This window comes from Butyricicoccus porcorum, assembly GCF_051246315.1.
Taxonomy (GTDB): domain Bacteria; phylum Bacillota; class Clostridia; order Oscillospirales; family Butyricicoccaceae; genus Butyricicoccus_A; species Butyricicoccus_A porcorum.
Map to the genome: position 1 here is coordinate 671,985 of NZ_CP178353.1, position 22,343 is coordinate 694,327.

General features: G+C 48.9%; 21 protein-coding genes and 4 pseudogenes. 9 read left to right on the top strand and 16 right to left on the bottom strand.

Annotated features, from left to right (window positions below):
- Window positions 1–16: 16 nt before the first annotated feature.
- From ACLM7Z_RS03245 to rlmN, 10 genes are all read right to left on the bottom strand, one after another.
- On the bottom strand, window positions 17–1,402 hold the full coding sequence (locus tag ACLM7Z_RS03245) for an MATE family efflux transporter (RefSeq protein WP_330395829.1): 1,386 nt from the start codon (window positions 1,400–1,402) through the stop codon (window positions 17–19).
- A 692-nt stretch (window positions 1,403–2,094) separates the two neighbouring features.
- Window positions 2,095–3,372 (bottom strand): adenylosuccinate synthase, encoded by a 1,278-nt coding sequence (locus ACLM7Z_RS03250; protein ID WP_087016781.1) that lies wholly within the window; start codon window positions 3,370–3,372, stop codon window positions 2,095–2,097.
- Window positions 3,373–3,516: 144 nt separating this feature from the next.
- Window positions 3,517–4,158 (bottom strand): DUF1287 domain-containing protein, encoded by a 642-nt coding sequence (locus tag ACLM7Z_RS03255; protein WP_242969747.1) that lies wholly within the window; start codon window positions 4,156–4,158, stop codon window positions 3,517–3,519.
- 385 nt (window positions 4,159–4,543) lie between these two features.
- Window positions 4,544–5,848, bottom strand: a complete 1,305-nt coding sequence (locus ACLM7Z_RS03260; protein ID WP_033120014.1) for a tyrosine-type recombinase/integrase — start codon at window positions 5,846–5,848, stop codon at window positions 4,544–4,546.
- Window positions 5,849–5,851: 3 nt separating this feature from the next.
- On the bottom strand, window positions 5,852–6,088 hold the full coding sequence (locus ACLM7Z_RS03265; RefSeq protein WP_033120015.1) for a helix-turn-helix domain-containing protein: 237 nt from the start codon (window positions 6,086–6,088) through the stop codon (window positions 5,852–5,854).
- Between the two features lie 427 nt (window positions 6,089–6,515).
- A complete protein-coding gene (locus ACLM7Z_RS03270) occupies window positions 6,516–6,773 on the bottom strand; it encodes a helix-turn-helix domain-containing protein (RefSeq protein WP_033120016.1) in 258 nt (85 codons plus the stop codon).
- Window positions 6,754–7,191 (bottom strand): RNA polymerase sigma factor, encoded by a 438-nt coding sequence (locus tag ACLM7Z_RS03275; protein ID WP_435645758.1) that lies wholly within the window; start codon window positions 7,189–7,191, stop codon window positions 6,754–6,756. Before ACLM7Z_RS03275 ends, ACLM7Z_RS03270 begins: the two co-directional genes overlap by 20 nt.
- The gene (locus ACLM7Z_RS03280; RefSeq protein WP_435645759.1) at window positions 7,188–7,733 is read right to left on the bottom strand and encodes an IS3 family transposase; all 546 of its coding nucleotides are present in this window, start codon (window positions 7,731–7,733) and stop codon (window positions 7,188–7,190) included. The genes ACLM7Z_RS03275 and ACLM7Z_RS03280 overlap by 4 nt, the downstream gene beginning before the upstream one ends.
- Window positions 7,675–8,598, bottom strand: coding sequence for a transposase (locus tag ACLM7Z_RS03285; RefSeq protein ID WP_435644858.1), 924 nt, complete (start codon window positions 8,596–8,598; stop codon window positions 7,675–7,677). Before ACLM7Z_RS03285 ends, ACLM7Z_RS03280 begins: the two co-directional genes overlap by 59 nt.
- Window positions 8,599–9,137: 539 nt before the next feature.
- On the bottom strand, window positions 9,138–10,121 hold the full coding sequence (gene rlmN, locus ACLM7Z_RS03290) for a 23S rRNA (adenine(2503)-C(2))-methyltransferase RlmN (RefSeq protein WP_435645585.1): 984 nt from the start codon (window positions 10,119–10,121) through the stop codon (window positions 9,138–9,140).
- A 238-nt stretch (window positions 10,122–10,359) separates the two neighbouring features.
- Here rlmN and ACLM7Z_RS03295 point away from each other — a divergent pair, with 238 nt between their 5' ends.
- The 8 genes and pseudogenes from ACLM7Z_RS03295 to ACLM7Z_RS03330 all read left to right on the top strand — a co-directional run bounded on the left by ACLM7Z_RS03295 (window position 10,360) and on the right by ACLM7Z_RS03330 (window position 15,163).
- Window positions 10,360–10,713: a helix-turn-helix transcriptional regulator gene (locus tag ACLM7Z_RS03295; RefSeq protein WP_070470197.1), complete on the top strand. Its 354-nt coding sequence runs from the start codon at window positions 10,360–10,362 to the stop codon at window positions 10,711–10,713.
- Window positions 10,714–10,943: 230 nt separating this feature from the next.
- A complete protein-coding gene (locus tag ACLM7Z_RS03300) occupies window positions 10,944–11,273 on the top strand; it encodes a plasmid mobilization protein (protein WP_435645586.1) in 330 nt (109 codons plus the stop codon).
- Window positions 11,234–11,674 (top strand): annotated as a pseudogene (locus ACLM7Z_RS03305) (relaxase/mobilization nuclease domain-containing protein); the annotation flags it as partial. The gene ACLM7Z_RS03300 and the pseudogene ACLM7Z_RS03305, both read left to right, overlap by 40 nt.
- A gap of 77 nt (window positions 11,675–11,751) precedes the next feature.
- On the top strand, window positions 11,752–12,090 hold the full coding sequence (locus ACLM7Z_RS03310) for a transposase (protein WP_087021933.1): 339 nt from the start codon (window positions 11,752–11,754) through the stop codon (window positions 12,088–12,090).
- Entirely contained in the window at window positions 12,087–12,995 is a 909-nt protein-coding gene (locus ACLM7Z_RS03315; protein WP_435644970.1) for an IS3 family transposase, read from the top strand. The genes ACLM7Z_RS03310 and ACLM7Z_RS03315 overlap by 4 nt, the downstream gene beginning before the upstream one ends.
- A 40-nt stretch (window positions 12,996–13,035) precedes the next feature.
- Window positions 13,036–13,950: pseudogene (locus ACLM7Z_RS03320) on the top strand (relaxase/mobilization nuclease domain-containing protein); the annotation flags it as partial.
- 300 nt (window positions 13,951–14,250) lie between these two features.
- Window positions 14,251–14,964: a geobacillin-26 family protein gene (locus ACLM7Z_RS03325; RefSeq protein WP_070470201.1), complete on the top strand. Its 714-nt coding sequence runs from the start codon at window positions 14,251–14,253 to the stop codon at window positions 14,962–14,964.
- A 16-nt stretch (window positions 14,965–14,980) separates the two neighbouring features.
- Window positions 14,981–15,163, top strand: coding sequence for a hypothetical protein (locus ACLM7Z_RS03330; protein ID WP_033120024.1), 183 nt, complete (start codon window positions 14,981–14,983; stop codon window positions 15,161–15,163).
- A 185-nt stretch (window positions 15,164–15,348) separates the two neighbouring features.
- On the opposite strand, the gene ACLM7Z_RS03335 is transcribed toward ACLM7Z_RS03330, so the two are convergent.
- The 5 genes and pseudogenes from ACLM7Z_RS03335 to ACLM7Z_RS03355 all read right to left on the bottom strand — a co-directional run.
- Window positions 15,349–15,714: a cysteine-rich VLP domain-containing protein gene (locus ACLM7Z_RS03335; RefSeq protein ID WP_033120025.1), complete on the bottom strand. Its 366-nt coding sequence runs from the start codon at window positions 15,712–15,714 to the stop codon at window positions 15,349–15,351.
- Window positions 15,711–15,917, bottom strand: coding sequence for a transposon-transfer assisting family protein (locus ACLM7Z_RS03340; RefSeq protein WP_033120026.1), 207 nt, complete (start codon window positions 15,915–15,917; stop codon window positions 15,711–15,713). Before ACLM7Z_RS03340 ends, ACLM7Z_RS03335 begins: the two co-directional genes overlap by 4 nt.
- Window positions 15,918–15,919: 2 nt before the next feature.
- Window positions 15,920–16,873 carry a hypothetical protein gene (locus ACLM7Z_RS03345; RefSeq protein ID WP_070470208.1) on the bottom strand — a complete coding sequence of 318 codons (954 nt, stop codon included), beginning with the start codon at window positions 16,871–16,873 and terminating at the stop codon, window positions 15,920–15,922.
- Window positions 16,874–16,877: 4 nt separating this feature from the next.
- Entirely contained in the window at window positions 16,878–19,871 is a 2,994-nt protein-coding gene (locus ACLM7Z_RS03350; protein ID WP_435645587.1) for an antirestriction protein ArdA, read from the bottom strand.
- 214 nt (window positions 19,872–20,085) lie between these two features.
- Window positions 20,086–20,394 (bottom strand): annotated as a pseudogene (locus ACLM7Z_RS03355) (DNA topoisomerase III); the annotation flags it as partial.
- A gap of 287 nt (window positions 20,395–20,681) precedes the next feature.
- Between ACLM7Z_RS03355 and tet(40) the strand changes: the two are divergent.
- Window positions 20,682–21,902 (top strand): tetracycline efflux MFS transporter Tet(40), encoded by a 1,221-nt coding sequence (gene tet(40) / locus ACLM7Z_RS03360; RefSeq protein WP_435645588.1) that lies wholly within the window; start codon window positions 20,682–20,684, stop codon window positions 21,900–21,902.
- A 154-nt stretch (window positions 21,903–22,056) separates the two neighbouring features.
- Here tet(40) and ACLM7Z_RS03365 read toward each other — a convergent pair.
- Window positions 22,057–22,185, bottom strand: a pseudogene (locus ACLM7Z_RS03365) (Maff2 family mobile element protein); the annotation flags it as partial.
- Window positions 22,186–22,343 lie beyond the last annotated feature (158 nt).

Sequence of the window (22,343 nt, forward strand, 5' to 3'; positions counted from 1 at the left end):
CTCCTTTTTGTCCATATTATGTCCGCCCGACAGCCGGCGGCTCACCGTCCTCCGGCAGTCTGCGGAAAAATCGGAAGACAAACGGAACCGCTGTGAGAAACGTCAGGACATCTGAAATCGTCTGTGCAATCTGTACGCCGGTCAGCCCTATAAAATGCGGCAGGATCACAACGAGCGGGATAAAATACACACCGCTGCGCAGAATTGCCAGAAATGTCGCCTGTTTATTCGCACCGATGCTCTGGAACAGCATGTTTGCACACAGCGCCAACGGCTGGAAAAACAGCGCAATCAGCTGCACGCGCAGGGCAAACGTGCCGATTTCAATGACCGCCGGATCATCGCGGAAAAAGCCGATCAGATGTGATGACAGCAGCATACCGACCACGGCAAGTGTGCCGAGGAAGAATTCCCCCACGCCCAGTGTAAACAGGAAGCCATGCCGCACACGGGAATATTTTTTTGCGCCGTAATTGAAGCCGCTGACCGGCTGGAAGCCCTGTCCGATGCCGAGACCGACGGCAAACACAAAGAAACAGATCCGCGCGACAATCGTCATCGCGGAGACCGCTGCGTCGCCGTAGACGCCTGCCTGCCCGTTGAGCACCATGGTGGAAATACTCGACAGTCCCTGCCGCATCAGGCTGGGAAATCCAGTCGCACAGACATCCGGAAGCATCCGGATGCCGTCCCTTGCTGCATGCAAAGACAGCTTGCTCTGTGTCTTGCCGCGCAGGAATGGGCTGAGCAGAATACAGAAGCCGATGCACTGGGAAACCGCTGTCGAGATGCCGGCACCTTCTATGCCCATATGAAATTTCCGGATCAGCAGCCAGTCTCCGAAAATGTTGAGCAGACCGCCGGTGGTCATGCCGATCATGGAAAACATCGCGCGGCCCTCATAGCGCAGGATATTGTTGAACACAAAGCTGCTGGTCATGACCGGAGCCGCCAACAAGATAAACGTCGAATACGTGCGCGCATACGGCAGAATGGTTTCCGTACTGCCGAGCAGCCGCATGAGCGGGGTCAGAAACAGCAGACCGAACACCGTAATGGCAACGCCGGAGAGCAGGGACCAGAAAAAGCCGGTAGAAGCTGCCTGCGTTGCGCTCTCCCTGTCCTGTGCACCCAGCTTGCGCGAGAGGATACTTCCCGCACCGTGGCCGAACATAAAGCCAACGGCCTGTAAAATCGCCATCAGGCCAAAGACAACACCGACTGCACCGCTCGCGCTTGTGCCGAGTGTGCCGACAAAATAGGTATCCGCCATATTGTAGATGCTGGTTGCCAGCATGCTGATGGTTGTCGGAATGCCGAGCTTTAAAATCAGGCGCGACACCGGGGTTTCCGTCATGCGCCGGTACTGCGCCGAAGCGCCTTCCGAGGTATGTTGATTCACAGAAATTCCATCCTTTCACAAAAACAAAAGAGAGCAAAGCCGGTACGCTCCAGCTCAGCTCTCGGTTTAGTATACCATAAATCAGGCATAAATGACAAAGCTTTTCTGTTTTTTCATTTCTCACATCGTATGCCCTGATGAACCATTTCCCCCCTCTGCCGCGAACTTTCATCCAAAAAGACGTATTTTGCATATCATTCAGGCGATTCGCCAGGTAATTCTGCACATTTTGTGAATATCGAATTGTCTGTTTTGCCACTTTATTCTCCCAGCCCTATATGTTATTATACAACACAAAATCAGCATGGTCTTGCCGAAAGAAGAATCCTATGGTTCATCTGTGTCCGCTGTTTTTCCTCCCGGTGGCTGAGCTTGTTCTGGCTGATGCCGTTTTTCTCAATCTACTCTGTCAGTTTGATTTTTATCTTGCCGTATCTTTCCAAAATTCACCATCTCATTTGCAAATAAATAGACAAGGATCGTGTAACTTTTTAGCATGATTTTCTAAGTTGCAAGAAGTCTTGTGTCATTACTTGCACATATAGGCAAAACGGATCGATGGAGGAAGCGTGCGGTATGCTCCGGCATGGATATACGTTGGGTCTGCGCTGTGCAGACACAAGTTCAGGCCATCCGTTACAGGTATAAAAAACAGGCAGATGCAACTGCATCTGCCTGCATATTCTGCAAAATTACTTGTCGATGGAAATGACCTGATCGCGGCCGGGGCCTACGCCGAGCAGGCGAACCGGACAGCCGATGATTTTCTCCAGCTCCTTGATATAGTTCTTTACATTGACCGGAAGCTCGTCAAACGTCTTGCACTTGGTGATGTCCTCGGTGAAGCCGTCGAACTCCTCATAGATCGGAGTGCAGTGCTCCAGATCTGCAAAGTTTGCCGGGAACTCGGTGATGCGCTCGCCCTTGAAATCATAGGCAACGCAGACCTTCAGCTTCGGCAGGCCGCACAGCGGGTCAATCTTGTTGATGACCATCTCGGTCAGGCCGTTGACGCGAACCGCATAGCGCGCGATGACTGCGTCGAACCAGCCGGTACGTCTCGGACGGCCGGTAACAGTGCCGAATTCGCCGCCGGCATTGCGGATATAATCGCCGGTCTCGTCGAACAGCTCGGTCGGGAACGGACCCTTGCCGACGCGAGTGGTATAGCTCTTGCAGATACCCACAATCTCGTCAATTGCAGTCGGGCCGACGCCGGAGCCAACACAGCAGCCGCCGGAAACCGGATGGGACGAGGTGACATACGGATAGGTGCCCATATCAAGGTCAAGCAGCGTGCCCTGTGCGCCCTCGAACAGAACCTCCTTGCCCTCCTTGATGGCATTGTAGGTCAGAACAGAGGTGTCGCAGACATGGCTTCTCAGGCGGTCTGCATAGACCTTGTACTCTTCGAGAACTGCCTTGATGTCAATCGGCTCGCCGCCGTATACGCCGGTGATGACCTTGTTCTTGCGCTCGCACGCCTCAGTCATAACCGCTTCAAAGCGCTCCGGATCGACAAAGTCGTGCATGCGCACGCCGATGCGCTCCGACTTGTCCATATAGGTCGGGCCGATGCCCTTCTTAGTGGTGCCGATGTCATCGCCGCCGCGCGCCTTTTCGCTCAGCGCGTCCAGCTCCAGATGCCACGGCAGGATGCAGTGTGCACGAGCATCGATATACAGCTTATCGGTAGAAATCCCGCGCTCATTCAGGCCATCCATCTCACCCAGAATGGACTTCGGATTGACAACGACACCCGGTCCGATGATGTTGACACAGTTCGGATACAGGATGCCCGACGGAATGAGCTGTAATTTATATGATTCGTCGCCGACTACGACGGTATGGCCAGCATTGTTGCCGCCCTGAGAACGCACGACAAGATCAGCCTGTGAAGCAAAGATGTCAATATACTTTCCCTTTCCTTCGTCGCCCCACTGCGCGCCCAATACAATTTTGCCCGGCATAAAAAATTGCCCCTTTCAGATGATTTCGGGGCTGTTTTTCTGCCCCGTGAGCTTTTTCTGATGCTATTATATCATTTCTGCCGATTTAACACAATAAAAAATCGAGAGAAAGCGGAAAACAGTATATCCGGAAGTTTTTTCTGGTCAGCTGACCCGATAATGCCCGGTGACGGTATCCCAGTTCGACAGGATATCTTCTTCATACCGCCGCTGTGCCGGACTTGCATGATGGATGACATATGGCACGCCATCGGCATTGCGCCGGTCGGACACAATGCCGATGTGCCGGGGAAATACAACAATATCCCCGCCCTGCCACTGTGCAATGTCGGACACATCCGTCGTCAGGGAAATGGCTGTGTGCTGAAAATAGACATTCAGATTGGGCACGCGCCGGAAATCGATGTTGTCATCCGGGCGGTCAATGCCATATGCCGCCGGATTTTTCCGAATATCTGCATCCACCAGCTCACGCAGGTCATAGCCTGCCGCGCGCATTGCCTGCCCGACCACATCCGTGCACACGCCATAGCCATCATCCGGGTAGCCGCCCTCATAATATTCGCTTTTGTATTTCGGCTTTGTTTTGACATAATCCTTTGCGCCCTGTAACACATCGGTCTGATCGTCCACGCCGTCACCGTCCTCGTCATGTTCACTGCGGTATGTCGGAATATTGAAGTGCTCCGCGGTATAGCCCGGCTTTGCACAGCAGCGGTACAGCACGCCCACTGCCAGCACGGCAAGCACTGCTGCGGCAATCCACCGCATTTTCTTTCTGTTCAAATGCACGCCGCCTCCCTGCTGTATTTTCTCCATCGTACCACATCCGGCGGCAGACGAACAGCCTGCGCACGCAAATGTCACAATCCCTTTACAAAGTCAGCTGCCAATACTGCCCGAACTTTTGCAAATCCCCCTTGCCGACTGTGCATTTGCGCAGTACAATAAAAAATAGTAGAATTTTTCTCTCTGCCGCAAGATGATTTTAGGTCGGTTGAGGGATTAGAAAACGCCGGAAACCCGCATAAACTCTATGTTTTTGCGCGTTCTCGGCGTTTCTTTTATCGCCTGTGTTAGTGGTGCTTTTTCGGTAAATGGTGCCCAAATGGTGCCCAAATCCCACGCGGGGCTATAAAACGGTATAAGAAGCGGTAAAGAGATACAGCGGTTAAAGCTCTAAATCGCTGCTCTTTTTCTTTGCCGCGCTCTTTGCTTTCTTCGGCTCGGCTTTCTCTGCCTTTGCCGGGTCTGCCTGTTTGACCGCCCCATGATAAGCGTCTAAGACTTCTTTTTTGCGTTCAAGCCGCACGTCCACATAACGGGCGGTAACAGCTTCAAAGTTCATAGACAGCCCAAGCGATACGCCGATACCCGCAAGTGTATGTCCTAACACTTCGCCTACGGTGTAGAAGTCGCCTGTCAGTTGGTGCATATTTGTAGCTGCTGTATGGCGCAAATCGTGAAAGCGGATATGCGGCATATCCAAATCTTCAAGCAGCTTTCCAAACTGGGAAGATACCCACGACGCGGAGATAGGGGAACCGTCCGGCTTCGCTACAACAAGGTCATTGTCATAGTAAGGCTTTCCGTCCTTTTCTGCCTGTTCGCGCTGCGCTTCCTGCATAGCAAACTGTTTGAGAAAGAACGGGCGGGCAAGCTCTGTGATAGGCAGCTTTCGCCCGTTGGATTTCGGCGGTGCCATTTCCTCAATGACTTTTGTTTTTGGCGGTACCTTAAAGGGTAGCTGCTCGGAAACGTCAAAGGTGTTGTTTTCCAAATCCACATTGCGCCAACGCAAGCCCAGGATTTCAGAACGGCGCATACCGTAAAGCCCGCCTAAGATAACGGGCATTTCCCAAACGGTACCCTCGACGCGCTGCATAAGGGCTTTTACCTGTTCCGGCGTGTACGGGTCGGGGGTCTTGTCGCTCTTTCCAAACTTCGTAAGCGTGTCCTTTGCTGCGTTTGTTTCGATATAGCGGTATTTCCGGGCATGGCTCAACGCCACGCTCAAAACACGCTTTGCCCCGGCTGCGGTGGACGGTTTCAAGCCTTTGTCAATAATCTGCTGAAACATTTTGTCTACCATAGCGGGGGTAAGCTGATTAAGGGCAACGCCGCCGATATATGGCGTGATGTAGTTTGCAATCGTTCTTTTGTACCCGTCGTAAGTAGAGGGGCGCAAGTTCACTCTTGCATAGCTTTCTACCCATTCATTCAGATAGCTTGCAACGGTCTGTTTCCGCTGTGAAGCGATAGACGCAATCTGTCCCGGATTATGGAGCTTTGCTTTCATCTCTGCTTCATGCTGCGTTGCTTCCTTTTTTGTTGGAAAGCCCTTTTTTGAATAGGTTTTCTTTTCCCCATTCGGGGCGGTGTACTTTATATTCACGTCGTAAACTGTACCCGGCCGCCCGGTCAGTACGCCGTTGCTGTCGCGTTTATTCTTAACCTGCCTTGTTGATATAGCCATAGCTTAACCTCCCTGTCGTGCCGGGGGCTTCGCTGTCGTCTTTGCCCTGTGGTACCAGTCCCAGATTGCAGCGTCAGCTATCAAACGACGGTTTCCATTTTGTATATATTCAAGCTCGCCACTATCCATAAGCTCGCGCAGTTTATTTTCCCCGATACCGCTAATCTTGCTCATTTGCTCAACGGTCTTTAACATAGGGAATACAGGGATAGCGGGGCTTGCTGTTTCCTTTTTTGCCATAGGAAAATACCCCCTTTCATAAATGGCTAAAAAGTCAAGTTACAAAAAGTGGGCTTTAACCGGGCGGCTGTTAGCACAACCTCGCGGGAATTGCACCCCTGCTCATTTAAGGCAGCTTTACCCATTGCCTGCGACGCTCTGAACGCTCGGACTGTGGCTGTAAAGGCTTATCTCCCCTCAATGCGTGTTGTCGCCCGCAAGCTGCTAACTTGCTTCCCGTCGCGGTGTTTCTCGCTCGGCTTTTCCCGATAGAGGAATAGCGTCATGGCGCACCCTCCGTATGGCTCGGCGCAAAAAGGACGTACCCGGTTTGCCCTATACTGCGTCGCCGTTATCTTGCGTCGCTTTCTTTGTCAAGGAACATACGGGGCTGCTGCGGATTGATACGAAACGGAAAAGGGGTTAAGACGTTTCGGTATCGGTGCAGTTATTCAACCCTAAATGTGAGGATTGCCCTCATTAGTCTTGCTTGCAGCCGTTGGCGAATATCCTCGTCAACGCCAAAATAGACGTTTCCGCGCTCGTCGCAGAGCTTCCGCATGGAAAGGCTCGCTATGTAACCACTAAAATGCTGCAAGACAATTTTCATAGCGTCCGGGTCGCCCTTTGTCGCTGCCACAATGACAGGATAGGGAACAAGGGCAACGTCCGGGAAGTCAGATTGTTTACCATTCGTCCCATTCATCAGCGTGTTCCTCCAAATATTTCTTCAAGATTTCAAAAGAGCTTGTCCGTCTGTACTGTATCGTGCTGCGCGACGTATTGAATAACTTTCCAATCTCCACGTCGGTCATGCCCTCGAAATAGTACAGCATGATAGCTTTCCTTTTTTCTTCCGGCAAAGTGCGGATTGCTTCAAGCAGCAGCTTCGGCGTGATTTTCTTTCCTGCCTGCTGATAGCTCGGCTCGGCTTCTTCGTCTTGAAAATACTTATCAAGCGTATAAAGCTGTCGTTCCTCATGCAAGGCAAGGTCGGAAAACGACACTTCCTTTGCTCTGCGACGCCGGATTTCCTCGTGGGCGTTGCAGGCTTCGTTGTGCAGCACCCGTTTACAGAAACTTTGAAAGATACGGGGGTGCGGACAAAATCTTGGACTGATTATGCAGCAAAACCAAGATGATGTCTATACTCAATCGGGCTCAGCCCGCCTAAAGATAACTTGATGCGTTTATGGTTATACCAATTGATATAGCGGTCAATCTCCCGGCTAAAATCGTCAAGCGAGACTCCTGTCCAAGAGCGGCCATAGAACATTTCGTTTTTGAGCCTTCCAAAGAAACCTTCGCAGGCTGCGTTATCGGGGGAGCAGCCCTTCTTAGACATAGAGCGAATGAGACCAGCCCCATTCATCCGTTCAATCCATCCGGGCCATCGATAATGGCAGCCCCTGTCAGAATGGACAATCGGATGACAGCCCTCTGGCAGATCGGCAATCACTTGATCCAACATGGTGTTGACCAGATCGGCATTGGGGCGGGTTCCGATCGTCCAGCCCACAACCATTCCATCAAAACAATCGATCATGGCGGAGAGATATAGCTTGCCGTTCGAAAGGGCAAATTCTGTGATATCCGTCAGCAACTTCTCATACGGCTGATTTGCATGGAAATCGCGTAAAATGATGTTCTCTACTTCGGGTGTGATTTCCCCAAATACGAACTATATTTTCGTTTCTTCGAGCGCAAAACCACCAGTTTTTCTTCTTCATGATCCGGCGGATGATCTTCTCGGAGAGCATAATCCCTTTGCGCTTCAGCGCCAGATAAATGCGACGGTAACCATATATGCCCCTGTTTTCGTGAAAAATCGAGGTGATTTGTGCCCGTTGGGATAGATATTTGTCGGGTTTGTTCATAACAGCTTGCTGGTAATAGTAACTGCTTTTGGCCATCTTAAAACGGGACAGCAGCGCTGGCAGTGCATATTTCCCCTTCAAGGCATCGATGATCACTGCCTTTTCACGGTTTCTGAGTACCGTTAGATCGATGCCGGGGTCTTTTTTTAAAACTGAGATGGTCTCCTTCAGCACATCTACTTCAAACTGCAGTTCCTGGAGTTGCGTTCGAAGATTCTCCAGTTCCTCAGATTCAGGCAATGCATGATCCTGAGGCAACGGCTCCCTTGGTATGCTTTTTCTCTTCGCCATCAGACCCACCATCCCATACTTCAGATATTTCCTGCGCCAGACGTATATGCTCATACGGCTGTATCCGATTTCCCTTGATACATATTCTACATCTTCGCCTAATTCAAAGCAACGGTGAATTACCTCATATTTGAATTCTGCTGAGGGATGCCTTGGATGCCCCGATGTGTTGCAGTGATGATCCATCTCTGTGGGAGACTCTTCTGTGTGGCCATGTCTGTTCTCTAACCCGGCTTTTTTGCGCTCATACCAGCGGTAAAGCGTAGACTCGCTCGGGTATCCTAACCGACGGATTACAGCAGCTATTGATCCCAGCCGCTCGTATTCTCTTAGTGCGATTTCTTCCTGCTCTTTTGTATACATTCAGTTCCCTCCTTTTGGAGTCCAACTTTTTGTCCGCACCCCCTACATTGCTTCTGAAATTCCACGCGATTAGGTTCCATGTTCTCACCTCCTTTCGTGTTGAAAGGTGGCGGTACCTCCCCTTTTCGCGGGATAATACAGGTGATTTTTTCAAACGCCGAATGAAAGCGAAACTTTTTTGAAAAAACCTCCCGAAAATGCAAAATGCGCCTGTCTGCAAGATGCAGACAAGCGCAAAGGAATTGTAAGCGGTATTTAGATGATTTGACAGTTCATATATGAGGGTAGAAGTGTTCCCGGCGGCGGTCGGGCTTTTTTTGATAAGCTAAAAGATATGGCGATATAGAAAAAGGACATGGCGATACCTCCCCGATACCGCCGTATCCTTAAAAAAGGGCGACTTTAATACACTACCCGCAATCCATTCTATAATAGGGAACAGCGGCTTTTGCGCAATATTAAATAAAAAAGCCGATAACACATAGGTTTTTTGACCTAATGCGTTATCGGCTCTGCGTCTATGCGTCTGGCACTTTTAATCATTTTTTTTTGAATTTATTATATGTGTTAGCTAACTGTCCACAAGCCGCGTTAATCTCTCTGCCATGAGAAACTCTCATAGTAACTTCAAGTCCTGCTTGCTCTAATTGATGTTTGAATGCAACTATTTCCCGTTTCTGTGGTGCTTTAATTCTTGAATTGCTTGTTGGGTTGTATTGTAACACGTTAATCATAACTTTTTTGCCCCGAAACCATTTTGCAAGTTGTCTTACATCTGAGGGCCGGTCATTTATACCCGGTAAAAGCAAATACGCAAAGACAATTTTGCGATTATGCCTTTCAGAATAGGATAAGGCTTGCTTAACAACATCTTCAATAGCATATATGCGCATGTGAGGAATAATACGATTTCTTGCAGATTGTGTTGCTGCGTGTAAAGATATTGTCAACTGAATTTTAAGATGTTCCTCGCGCAATTTTTTTAATTGATCGACCGGACCAACTGTTGATATGGTAATGCCGTCGGTTGGAAAGTTGAGCCCATATCTATCTCGGAGAATATGGATTGCTTTTATCAAGTTGTCATAATTGAATAAAGGCTCTCCCATACCCATAAAAACGATACGGTTTACTTTTCGACGCAACAATATAATCTGTTGTACGATTTCTGACGATGTTAGATTACGAACAAAGCCATTTCGCCCGGACTCACAAAAAATACAACCAACAGGACAACCGACTTGTGTGCTCACGCAAACAGTCCCACCATCTCGCCGTTTAATAAAAACCGTTTCGATATACCTGTTGTCTTTCAATTCATAAACATACTTTTCAGTATCGCTACTTTTATAGACTTTTTTTGTTGATATTGATAGATTTTTTTTGTGAAATGGCTGTTTATATAATTCCGTATATAAGGCTCTTGCTTTATCCTCTCCAATTACTTCCGACATTTCTTTGTAAGTAAATCCGTATGGGTCATTCAATATTTCCGTAGGTGTACTTTTAGGTAAGTGTTTCATTTAATATCCTTCCTTTTCAAAATTAAAAAGTTTGTTTTTCAGAGTTTTTGATTATGATTTCTAATTTTTCAACATCAACGATATGTGTTAATTTACATTTCCCCCTTTTAATAATACTATACAAAAAAAGCGGATAGTTGTCAACATATACATATGAATTATTTTGGCTAACTAATAGAACAGTGTAGACATATCCAAGAAGAAAGGTGAACAGTAAAATGTAGTTGGATGAATTATTATGGCAAAAAGACCAGTACCTTTGTATGACTTTGCAGCTTTCGGGCAAGCCATAAAAGCAGCGCGGACAGGCAGAAATGAAAGCCGCAAGAAAGTAAGCGACGAAATGAACATTTCCCCTCGCTACCTTGCGAATATTGAAAACAAAGGGCAACAGCCAAGCCTGCAAATCTTTTATGAGCTTGTAACCCGTTATGACATATCCGTAGACCAATTCTTTTTCCCGGATAAGACAGCGGAAAAATCGACGCAAAGGCGGCAGCTCGACACGCTGCTTGACAGCATGAGCGATAAGGGCATACGGATTGTTACCGCAACAGCGAAAGAAATTGCAGAAGTCGAAAACGAAAACTGAATAGGCTTAGGAAGCGTTGTAATCTTTTTGAGATTGCAGCGTTTTTCTTTTGCGTAAGTTTGGCAAAACGGGGCTTTCCGTTGTAGTAGGGAATAAGGAAAAACTTTCATAGCAAGCATAGGAAGCGGGTACCCACTTCCGTATTTTCGCCCTCCTGCGCTGCGGCGCGTCGGTTGAAAATTGCTTGTTGGGAAGTGTCCCAAACCCTCGGAACGGAAAGGAGCGAAAGCATGGACGGGCGCAAAAGGACGGTACAAATCAAATTCAGAGTAACGGAAGCAGAACGGGATTTAATTCTTGAAAAAATGAAGCTCATACCCACCCGGAACATGGCGGCATATCTTAGGAAGATTGCCATTGACGGGTACATCATTCAAGTAGACCATAGCGACATTAATGCAATGACAGCGGAAATACAGAAAATCGGTGTCAACGTCAATCAGATTGCAAAGCGTGTCAACGCGACGGGCAGCGTCTACCAAGAGGACATAGAGGAAATAAAGGGGGTGCTTGCGGAGATATGGCGGTTACAAAGATTAAGCCTGTTAAAAGCACGTTGAGCAAAGCCCTTGACTATATCCAAAATCCAGATAAGACGGACGGGAAAATGCTTGTGTCCACTTTCGGCTGCGCCTATGAAACGGCAGACATTGAGTTTGAATATACCCTGTCGCAAGCTCTCCAAAAGGGCAACAATTTAGCCTTTCATTTGATACAGTCCTTTGAGCCGGGGGAAGTGGATTATGAAACCGCCCACAAAATCGGGCGGCAGCTTGCCGACGCAGTAACCAAAGGGCAGCATGAATATGTCTTGACGACGCACATTGACAAAGGACACGTTCATAACCACATTATTTTCTGCGCGGTCAATTTCGTAGACCACCACAAATACAATTCCAATAAGCGCAGCTATTACGGCATACGGAACATGAGCGACAAGCTGTGCCGGGAAAATGGATTGTGATGTTGTATAATTTTAGTTGACAACTGATTCTCAAGGATTAAAAATATAATCAAGAGAAAAAGGAGACAACAACGATGCCACAAAACAGAACCTATGATATGGAATATAAAGTACAAGCAGTTAAACTGGCGTTGGAAATTGGTACAACGAAGGCAGCCAAAGAACTTGGTATTCCAGCGAACACCCTGCATACATGGATGCGTCAGTACCGTCTGGGCAACTTGAGCCTGGGAGCCGGCACACAGACACCGCAAAGAGCCATGACTCTGAGTGAAGAAATTCAGCTGCTTCGCAAACAGGTGAAAGAGCAGAACAAGGAAATCAAACGCCTCAGAGAAGAAAATGAATTTCTGGAGGAAGCCAGCGCTTTTTTCGCCGCGAGCCGTCGGAGGTCTGCAAGAACGAAAGAATGAAATTCATTGCCTTGAAAACCAACGATGGCCAGAACACGGGGAAAATCGCATTCTACTGTAAGTCGCTCCATGTCAGCAGGCAGGGGTTCTACAAATATCTGAAGGCCCAGACTCGCCCATGGAAGTATCAGGATTTGGCTGATGCCATGCTGGAGATCCTTGCAGAAGACGAATGCAACGATACTTACGGTCGAATCCGCATGTATCAGGCTTTACGTCTGAAACAGCCACAGGGCGTGCAAATTCCAAGTGAACGGACGGTATACCGGATCATGGAGGAACTGGGTATCAGCCACACACCAAGGCGCAAGCCCAATGGCATTACCAGAGCAGATAAGGAAACTCGTAAATCCGATGATCTGCTAAGACGCAATTTTGACGCAGACAAACCACTAACGAAGTGCGTTACGGATATTACTGAAGTCAAAGGAAAAGATGGAAAGCTATATGTATCCGCTGTCTTTGACTGCTACGATTCCTGTGTTCTGGGGCTTGCAATGGATACCAACATGAGAGCATCCCTGTGTGTTCAGACGCTGAAGAATGCCCATGATGCCTGCCACGATCTGCGTGGCGTTATCATTCACAGTGACAGAGGAGCACAATATACCAGTCAGGAGTATCGGGCAGCCATCGGCCGATATGGAATCCTTCAGAGTATGAACAGTGCTGGTGGAAGATGCCATGATAATGCACGCTGCGAAAGCATGTGGGCCAGAATGAAGGTTGAACTACTTTATGGACGTTACAACACCGAAAAGATGACCATTGATGAACTCAAGACGATGATTTGGAGATTCTTTATCGGGTATTGGAATAACCGCCGTATCTGTTCCAGAAATGGCGGGCTGCCTCCGATGGTAAAGCGCCAGAGATACTATCATTCCCTAAAGAAAGCTGCTTAGCAAATCCTTGAGCAAAATGTGTCAACTGATCTTGACAACTTCATTGTCTGTTGTCGTTCCCGGCAAAGGGAGTAAGGGAAAGAGCTATGCAGAGTATCAGGCAGAGAAAACGGGAACCAGTTGGAAAGGCAAGCTGAAAATCGCCGTTGACGCACTCATTCCCCAAGTATCAAGTTTTGAGGAACTACTACAACGGCTGCAAGCAGCGGGCTATGAGATAAAACCGGGGAAATATGTATCGTGCCGCGCTCCGGGGCAGGAACGGTTTACCCGCCTTAAAACCCTCGGCGCAGATTATACAGAGGAAGCCATAAGGGAACGGATAAGCGGCAAACGCGCCCGCGCCGGGAAAGCTCCACGCGCAGATCGGGGCGGCGTCAGTCTGCTTATTGATATTGAGAACAGTATCAAAGCAGCGCAGAGCAAAGGTTATGAACAATGGGCGAAAATCCATAATCTGAAACAGGCAGCTAAGACCATGAATTTCTTGACGGAACATAAGATTGAACAGTATGCGGATTTAACGGCAAGGATAGCGGAAATCCAGACAGAGAGCGAACAGGCCGCAGACGCATTGAAGAACGTCGAAAAGCGTCTTACGGATATGGCGGTCTTTATCAAGAATATTTCCACCTACCAAAAGACAAAACCTGTTTATGACGCATACCGTAAGGCAAAGAATAAAGAGAAATACCGCGCCGCACATGAGCGCGATATTATCCTCCATGAAGCCGCTGCAAGGGCTATGAAAGCGGCGGGCGTTACCAAGTTCCCCAACCTCGCTGCGCTGCAATCAGAGTATGAAGCCCTCCAAGCGCAGAAAGAAGCCCTTTACGCCGACTATGGCAAGCTCAAAAAGCAAGTCCGGGAATACGACGTTATCAAGCAGAACATTGACAGTATTTTAAGACAGGACAGAGAGCCGGAACGGGGCAAGGAAACAGAGCGCGGATAAATTATGTTTTGCACAATCATAAGATATTTCTGATATTGATTTATTAGTTCATATAGTGTATACTGTGAGTACATACAAATAAGATTTAGAAAACGAATTGAGAGAGGTGGTAAACGATGATTAAAGTATTATATCCGTCATGTGATTTTATGCGCAAATCGAGTTGCCGCCACTTTCAGTTTTAGAGGCAAAGAATTAAAACCGTAAGTATAGCGCATAATCCAGAGAAATTATTATTGGATTATGCGCTTTATTTTTTGGGAACAAATTTATGGACAGTTAAAGAAAGGACGTATTACTATGAAAAAAATTATAAGTATTCTTTTGGCACTCTCTATGCTTTTCTCGTTAAATACAGTAGCTTTTGCAGCAGAAAGCGGTACAACAGATGAACTGCAAATTGTTGAAGAAAATGGAACAAGAACAGTTTCTCTTAATGATGGTGAATTGACATATATTGTTACATATGATACAGTAAACAATACAATTTGTGTTGCTCAAAAAGATAATAATACTGGTCTTGTTGAGTATGGCACTGTAGAATCTACGGAGATAACTGAAAATTCACTCGTAAGTGCTCGTTCAAAAATTCATCAAGATACTTTTTGTAATTACGAGTATGATATTTATACTGGAAGTCCAAATGAATGGAATTTAGAACGCCCTAAAGAAACTGGCTCTGGACAAAATTATTTTATGGTGTACGAAAATTCCTCGAATAGCAGTCAGTTAGATAGCTGGTTTAATGCTGTCAACTCATTAAATGACAAGGAATGGCAAGCAGTTTCAAGCTACGGTGTCGCTTTAGTCACAAGTGCCGCAGCAGGCTTTATTTCTGGTATGGCAGTTGCAAGTGGTGGAATTTTAACACCGGGAGCGATTACAGCAATCGTAGCAGCGACAGGCGCTACAGGTACAGCGGCAGTATTGCTTACCCAAGTTGGTACACAATGTAATGTTTGTTTAAGAGCATATTGGAATGTGTATAATGCTACAGATAATATGCATTTCTAAATACAGGAGGGAAATAATGAAGTACATGGTAAAAGGAATTGTTTGGATAGTACTTATTACCATTGGTTTGCTTTTGGGTCCACCATTGCTTATAGGATTTGTTTGGTGGAAAGTCCTTATTTTTGGTATTGCTTGTTATCTAATTGGACATGGCGCATATAAACTGTTTAGAGTGATTGACAAACACTATAATACTTAACTCCTATAACAACAAAAAGCCGGGACGCAGACAGTCGGTAAAGACTATCTGCGCCCCGGTTTTCTTATGGGTGCTGTTTTGAAATGTTACGCAATAGAACGCCATTTTAAGGGGAAAAGGTATCAAGTATCGCCTAAGTGGTTTTCACGCTCGGAAAACCATATAAATCCAGGCTGTTTTTGCCCTTACTGCGTAACAAGAGTACGCTTTTTTCTCATGCGCTCGGCTGCCTGTCTACGGGTAATGCGTTTCCGGCAGTCCGGGCAGTATTTGACGCTGTTCGACTTTGAAGCAAAGAACGCGCCGCACTCGGTACAACGCTTTTTATCCTCGGTCTTGAAAAGCTCCGCGTAGAGCAGCTTATCAATGGGAAGTACAGCAGTCAGAAACCATTTGCAAAGAAGCGAATAGGAAATAAGCTGCGGGCAGACACATTCCTCTCCGTCGTCAAGCAAAATGCAGTTTCCGCTATCGCAGTTGCAGCATTCCCGTTTTACAAGGCTGTTGACTTTCCGGCTTTGGGGCGGCGAAAGCCGCTTTAGCCCGGTCATACTTCATCAGCGGCGAAAATAGCAAGCTCCGCATACTCGTTTTCCGTCAGCCCGTCCACTTTGGAAAGGGTGCGCTTTGCCAATTCCCGCATATCTCCGTCCATATACGGCATGGCGGCGTTGATGTTTTCCATAACCTCACGCTTGCCGCCCTCGCTGTAAATGCTCATAAGGTTTGTTTCCTCAACGGTAAATCTATTCATGCTCATACCTCCATTTCATGATTTTTCGATTTTGCCGCCGCCTTTTTCGGGGTGGTCTTTGCTTTGTCTGCTTCAAGCTGCGCCCGAAGAGAGGGGCGGGGCTTCTTTATGCTCCTGTCCCTGTTCTCGTCTTTGCTTATCAGCGCATACACGCCATGCTTGCCCTCCATAGCGGAGAACGAAAGGCTCTTATACGGCAGCATGGAAAACAGGCGATCCATGTCCTTATCCGTTGCAAGCCGGAGAAAATACGGGGAAAGCTCTGCGGAAAAATGGCTTTTGTCCGGGCTGTTCGGCTTATCGAATTTCTTCATTTCCTCCACCACGCGGTGGGCTTCCGTTTCAATCCGGCAGTCATGCAACGCGGCGATATGCTCCTTGAAGTCCCCCGGCCTGTGCTGCTTGCGGCTGTGCTGCTGCTCCCGCAACAAGGCTTTCAGTGCTTCCAGGTCGTTGGGCTGTGCTTCAAAGCGTTCAAACTTCCCAAGCTGCGGGTCTGGGTTCCCGTCAAAATACTGTCCGGCGGGCTGTGAGCGTTCCCCATGCTCATAAATCAAAGTATAGTTGTCGGCGAGTATGGATTTTTCGGCTACATCCCGGAAATGCTGCGGGTAGTCAAGTTCATAGAGGTTGCCTTTGAGCTTTCCGCGCTCTGTGCCTGTCAGTTCCACCGCATAGGCAAGGATTTTGTCACGGGTCTGTTCGCCGTAGAATCTCCATGTATTGTGCTGCCTTGTGTCCTTTAGGAAAACGTCGCGTTCCCGGACGCAGCAAGTCCCGGACGGGCGGGAGAACCACAAGAGCCGTTTATCCTCGGCGACGGGTCTTGCCGCCGCTTCCAGTAAAATCCGTTTATCTATATCAAAGTCGCTCTGATAAAAAGCGGTGTTTTGCTTCATAATCGCTTCAAGGGAAGCGATAACGTCCACATCTTCAAATTTTTTCAATTTCTCCAATCGTTCAGCTCCTTTCCAAGTCCTGTGACTTCTGCTTTGCGGGTTTCTTCTGTGCCTTTTCCTTATCTGCCAGAAGCTGCGCCCGGATAGGGGGCTTCTTTTCCGGCTTTGCCTTGCCACGCTCCTTATCGGCTTTGACCGCGTTAGCCAGGTCAACAAGGGAAATAGTTTCTCCTGCTTTAACCTTTGCTTCCAGTTCGTCAACCGTCGGGGTGTTATTTATCTGTCCGTCAATCATGTTGTAATTCTGTTCTGTGGTCTGCTCGGCTGTTTTTAAGTAGTTTTCCGGCGGCTCTGCGGCAATGGCAAACGCCCGCGTTCCATTCCCCATGATGAAATATTTTCCGTCATCGGATTGATGATGAAAGCCATATCCGGCGGCTTCCATTTGTTCGTGGCTCATATCGGTTACATAGAAAGTACCTCGCGGCGTTTTGATTGTTTCGCCTGTTTCCAACTCGTCGGGGGTAAGCTGTTTTTGCTCCTGTAAAAACTCCGGCACATTCTTATAGCCGAAGCTGTCTACATAGTGGGCGGTGTCCTGTCCGTTCTGATGAAGCACTACCACGTCGGAAACGGAAAGGCTGTGTCCCTTAAAGTCTTTGGGGTGGTCGATATTGAATTTCTCCCAAATGCTTTCAAGGGTCATATCCGGCGTGAGGGGTGCGGTGTAGATAAGGTCATAGTTCGCCGCTTCCACACTAAGCCCCGCCGCCTGCAGGCGGTCGTAAGGCTCAAAGCGGAAGTCCCGCGTTTCGTCCCCACGCTTTAGCTGATAAATGGAAAAGGTGTCTTTGTCCGGCTCGGCGGCTTTTTCTGCTTCCTGTTCCGGCTGCTCCTGTCCGGCGGTCTGCTCCTTATCCTGCGCCTTTTGCAATTCTGCGATATTAGCGTCAATGGAATTGATAATCTCGGCGGCTGCGCTGCGGATCGTTTCAAGGGAGCTTTTCAGTTCGGCAAGCTCGCGCCCGCTGCTCCACCCGGCGACGTACCCAAAGGAATAGTCCGACGTGTCAAGCCCGTAGTGTTGGCAGACGGTATAAGCGACGCTTTCCGCTTCGACTTCGCGGGTGCGCCTGTCAACGCGGGGCTGCTCGTCCTTTGGGGCGTTAAGGTCAATGTCGTGCAGCTTTGCGTGTGCGATTTCGTGGATAGCGGTCTTTAAGGTTTGGAGCTGGCTCATGCCCTCGTCAATGGCTATGCGCTTGTTCTCCAAGTGGTAGTAGCCATGTGCGCCGCCCTCGATTTTCTCAAAGCCGATAGGAACGGGGGAAGTCTTTTCAAGGGCGGCGAAAAAATCCTTGTAGCGGTCAACGTCACCCGTCAGCTCGTCTACTGCAATGTCGGGCAGTTCGCGCCCCTCGGTCTGGGAAACGTCAAAGACAGATACCACCTTGTAGGCGGGTATCGTGATTTCCTTTTCCTCGGTGACGGGCTTCCCGTCTTTGCCGATAACGGGCTTTTGGGTATGCGGGTCGATTTTCTCCATTTCCTGTTTGATTTTGAACGGCGATGGGGCAATGATTTTGATACCCTTTTGTCCTTTCATCACGTTTCGCCCAAAGTTATTTTTCCAAGCGGAAAAGCCCGCCACAAGGGAAGCGTCCGGCTTCTGCATGGCGATAAGCAGCGTATTGTTGAAACTGTAATTATGAAACTTTGACATGACGCGCAGATATTCCTTGTATCGCTCGCTGTCGAACAGCTCCGCAATGCCCTGTTCCAGTCGGTCGGTTATCTCTTTCAATTTCTCGGCGGGCTTTTCAGAGGTAAGCACAATCGGGATAACCGGGCGCGGCTCCTGCGGCTGCTCTGTGGCCTGTACTGTTTTCACTCCCGGCGCGGCTGCGTCCATTTCCACTTTTGACGGGTCGGGTCTTTCCGGCTGCGGGGGCTGTGGCGTTATCCGGTATTCCTCCGGTACGTCGCGCCCGTCATACCATTCTGTAAAGGTGTTGCGGTTATTGTAGATATATCCCTGTTCGGTAAACATACCTCCGTCGTTAATGGAAGCGTCCCGCCCGTATTCCTCATACATAAAATACTTTTTTGCTTCTTCGGGCAATTCGGGTTCTTCCAGTTCATCAACCAGATAATGCCCGTATTCTTCTTCATTATGGACGGACGGATAGCCCCAGTAGCAGTCAAGGTTCTGTGCAAGGTTGATGATGTCCTGCAAGCTGTCCGTATGGTCGCCGTATTCAATGGCTGCAATAAATTTCTCCCGGTCGTCGTCAAACTGCATTTCCAAGAGCTTCCCTAAATAGTTCAGTTCGTCGGGGTGGGAATACTCGCTTAAATGTTCCGTCAAGCCGGGAACGGAAGATTGATATTCTGTGAAATGCCATTCCTCATAGTTCTTGAAGTCAATCCCGATACGGTCAAAGACTTCTTTCAGATGTTCGGCAGTCGTGGGGAATGTCACCCATTCGCCCGCGGGTCTGCCCTCGGTGTACTTCCCAAGATTGGAAAGATAGCCGCTTAAAATCGGTTCTGCCATTTGTTCGCTCCTTTCCTGTTCAATCATGCGGTGCATAAGCTCGTAATCTTCAATGCTCATACTCCCGTCAAATACATAAGGGTCAAATTCTTCCCCGTCCCGGTAGGGCTTTTCGGAAAAGGGAAGCCCGGCGGCATGAGCAGCAGCCCGCGCCTCATCAATAACCTCCGGGGGAAGCCTGTCGTCGTGCGCCCCGATAAAACCGTCAATATCGTTCCTGCTGTTTTCATAGTGATAGCGCACTCCGGCGGTCAGCTCGTCAAGGCTCACGTCCTCGCCCAACTGCCCGCAGTAGTAGCCGTTCAAGATAACGGCGGCGGGGTCAGCCGTTTTGATTTCCTCTAACCGGCTCCTGTCAAACGGGTCTAAGGTGCCGTCCACTTCAAGATGAAAATGCTCGGCGTTCCAAGAATGCCCCTCTTTCCAGAACGCCACCCATGCGATACCGTCCCTAAGTTCCTCTTGATATTCCTTTACGGTGTCGCGTAAACTTGCCATGTGTAAAACCTCCTTTCGCGTATGGCAGCGCGGACGCTGCGGTAATGGTTACATAGTCCTACTACGGTGCGCTCGCGCATTTTGCCAAAGATTTTTGAAGATTTTTAGAGGGTTTGGGAAACTTCCCAACAAGCAAAATCCCCGTCCGGCGCGTGAAGCGGCAGGACAGGGATTTACGGAAGTGGGTACCCGCTTCCTATGCTTGCTATTCAAGTTATTTCTTCTTCGGTAGCTCAATCTTATAGTTGACATACTTCCCGCCCGTATCGGCTAAAATAACCGTTCCGTCGTAGGTTTTACCTGTTTTGGGAGAGTACAGCCCTTTGACTTTCACTTTGCCGGATTTCAGAAGTGCGGCGGCAATCTTCGGGGAAAAGGCTACTTTCCTGTCCTCAAAAAAACGGTCATTTTTCCACATGACAAAAGCGCAGTTCCGGTTAGAGCAGTAGTAGTTTTTCTTGCCCTCATGGACGGGGGAACCGCAGCGGGGGCATTTGCCGATTTCCGGCTTTTCCGTTTTGAAACGCTCCTTGTCGCTGTCGGAAAGGAATGGATAGGATTGACAACACAAAGCCCATTTGCTATAATATCGCGAAGAAGAACAGCCATGTTGTTCTAATTTCAGTATCGGAGGTATTCATATGGCAAACTGCAAAAACAGAAACAAGTCTTTTAACGGCGCTTTGGGCACTTTAGGAGGCCTTTTCTAAAATCACTGTTAGAAAGGGCTGAGAAGTTTGCCCTTCCTGCGCGGCAGTCGGGCTTGTTTCACAAAACAACCCACTAATTCGTAAAGGAGAATGTAACTTCATGTTTGCTAAAAATTCAAAGGCATATTCTGTCTACCTGCTGATCCGATTTGTCTTTTCCCTGGCGGTTTCTATGTCCACAGTGCTTTCCATCGTGTACCACCTGGAGGTGGTGCAGCTGGATGCTTTCCAGCTTGTCCTGGTAGGGACGGTTCTGGAGACCTCCTGCTTTCTGTTCGAGATACCCACCGGTGTGGTGGCGGATTTGTATAGCCGTCGGCGCTCGGTGCTGATTGGAATGTTCCTCTACGGCCTGGGCTTTCTGATGGAGGGTGCGCTACCGTGGTTCGCGCCGGTTCTGCTGGCCCAGGTTGTCTGGGGTTGCGGTGATACCTTCATCACCGGCGCTCTGGAGGCGTGGATTGCCTCGGAGGAAGAGGACAAACCCATAGACAAGGTGTTCCTGCGGGGCAGTCAAATGGGGCAAATCGGCGGCGTTCTGGGCGTGGTGCTGGGCACACTGCTGGGAAACATAAACCTGCAAATGCCTGTCATCTTGGGGGGCAGTTTGTGCTTGTTGTTGGGGCTGGTGTTGGTTCGCATCATGCCAGAAACCAACTTCTCCCCTGCTATTGAGGAACGGCAGGGCTTGCTTAAAGACTTTGTCTGCCTGTTCAAGCTCAACCTGGGCTTTGTGAAAGGCGCACCTGTGTTGCTGGCGCTCTTAGCAATCACACTATGCGGGGGACTTGCCAGTGAAGGCTTTGACCGGCTCTCCACCGCTCATTTTCTGGATGACACGGTAATACCCGTTATCGGGCCGCTGAACAGCGTCACTTGGTTCGGTGTTATCAGTCTTATCGGCAGCGGCTTAGGTATTCTGGCTTCTCAGTTGCTCATCGCCCGCATGGAGAAAAAAGGGACTGTCAGCCGAACCAGTGTGGTCATGTCCACCAGCGCCGGGTATATCCTGTGCCTGGTTCTCTTCGCGGTGGGGCGGAGCTTTTGGTTCATGTTGTTGATGTTCCTGCTGGCGGGGCTTATGCGCACCATCAAGGAGCCTGTGCTGGCCGCCTGGATGAACGACCATGTGGATGAGAAAATGCGCGCCACAGTCTTTTCCACCAGCGGACAGCTGGACTCTTTCGGGCAGATCATCGGCGGGCCTATTGTGGGGCTGGTAGCCCAGCAGGTGTCCATACCCTGGGGGCTGGTCTGTACCGCTTTCCTGCTGTTGCCCGCGCTGTTCTTAGTGCCGGTGGCGGGAAAGAAGCGGGATTGATATGGCATAGTTAAGTTTACTGACGAGCGGGAGATTACTTCCGCTCGTCTTCATTTAGTAGCGCAAAATTTGAGGACTCTTTATTTCCTTATTCGGTATAGCGGAGGCGGCTGTCAATTCGACATAATTTTCTTGTGATACTTTACCGTACATGAGCATTCGCACCCGGATTGTCGTTACCATATCCCTCCAGAAGATTGATAACGCCCCAAATGCCTAAGCCTGCTCCAAGAGCGATAACAAGGGTCTGCAATACGTTTACTGCGCTGTTGAAAAATGCCATATAATATCCTCACTTTCTGCCGCTTTGCGGCGATAAAAATTGTTTGTTTTTGGTTTTGGGTATGAAAAAAGCCGCCTGTGTTCGGCGGCTGCGTCCTCGCGCTGCTTAAACTGCTGCGGCGCGGCGGTATTCAGTTGTCATTTTTGTAAGGGTTGATA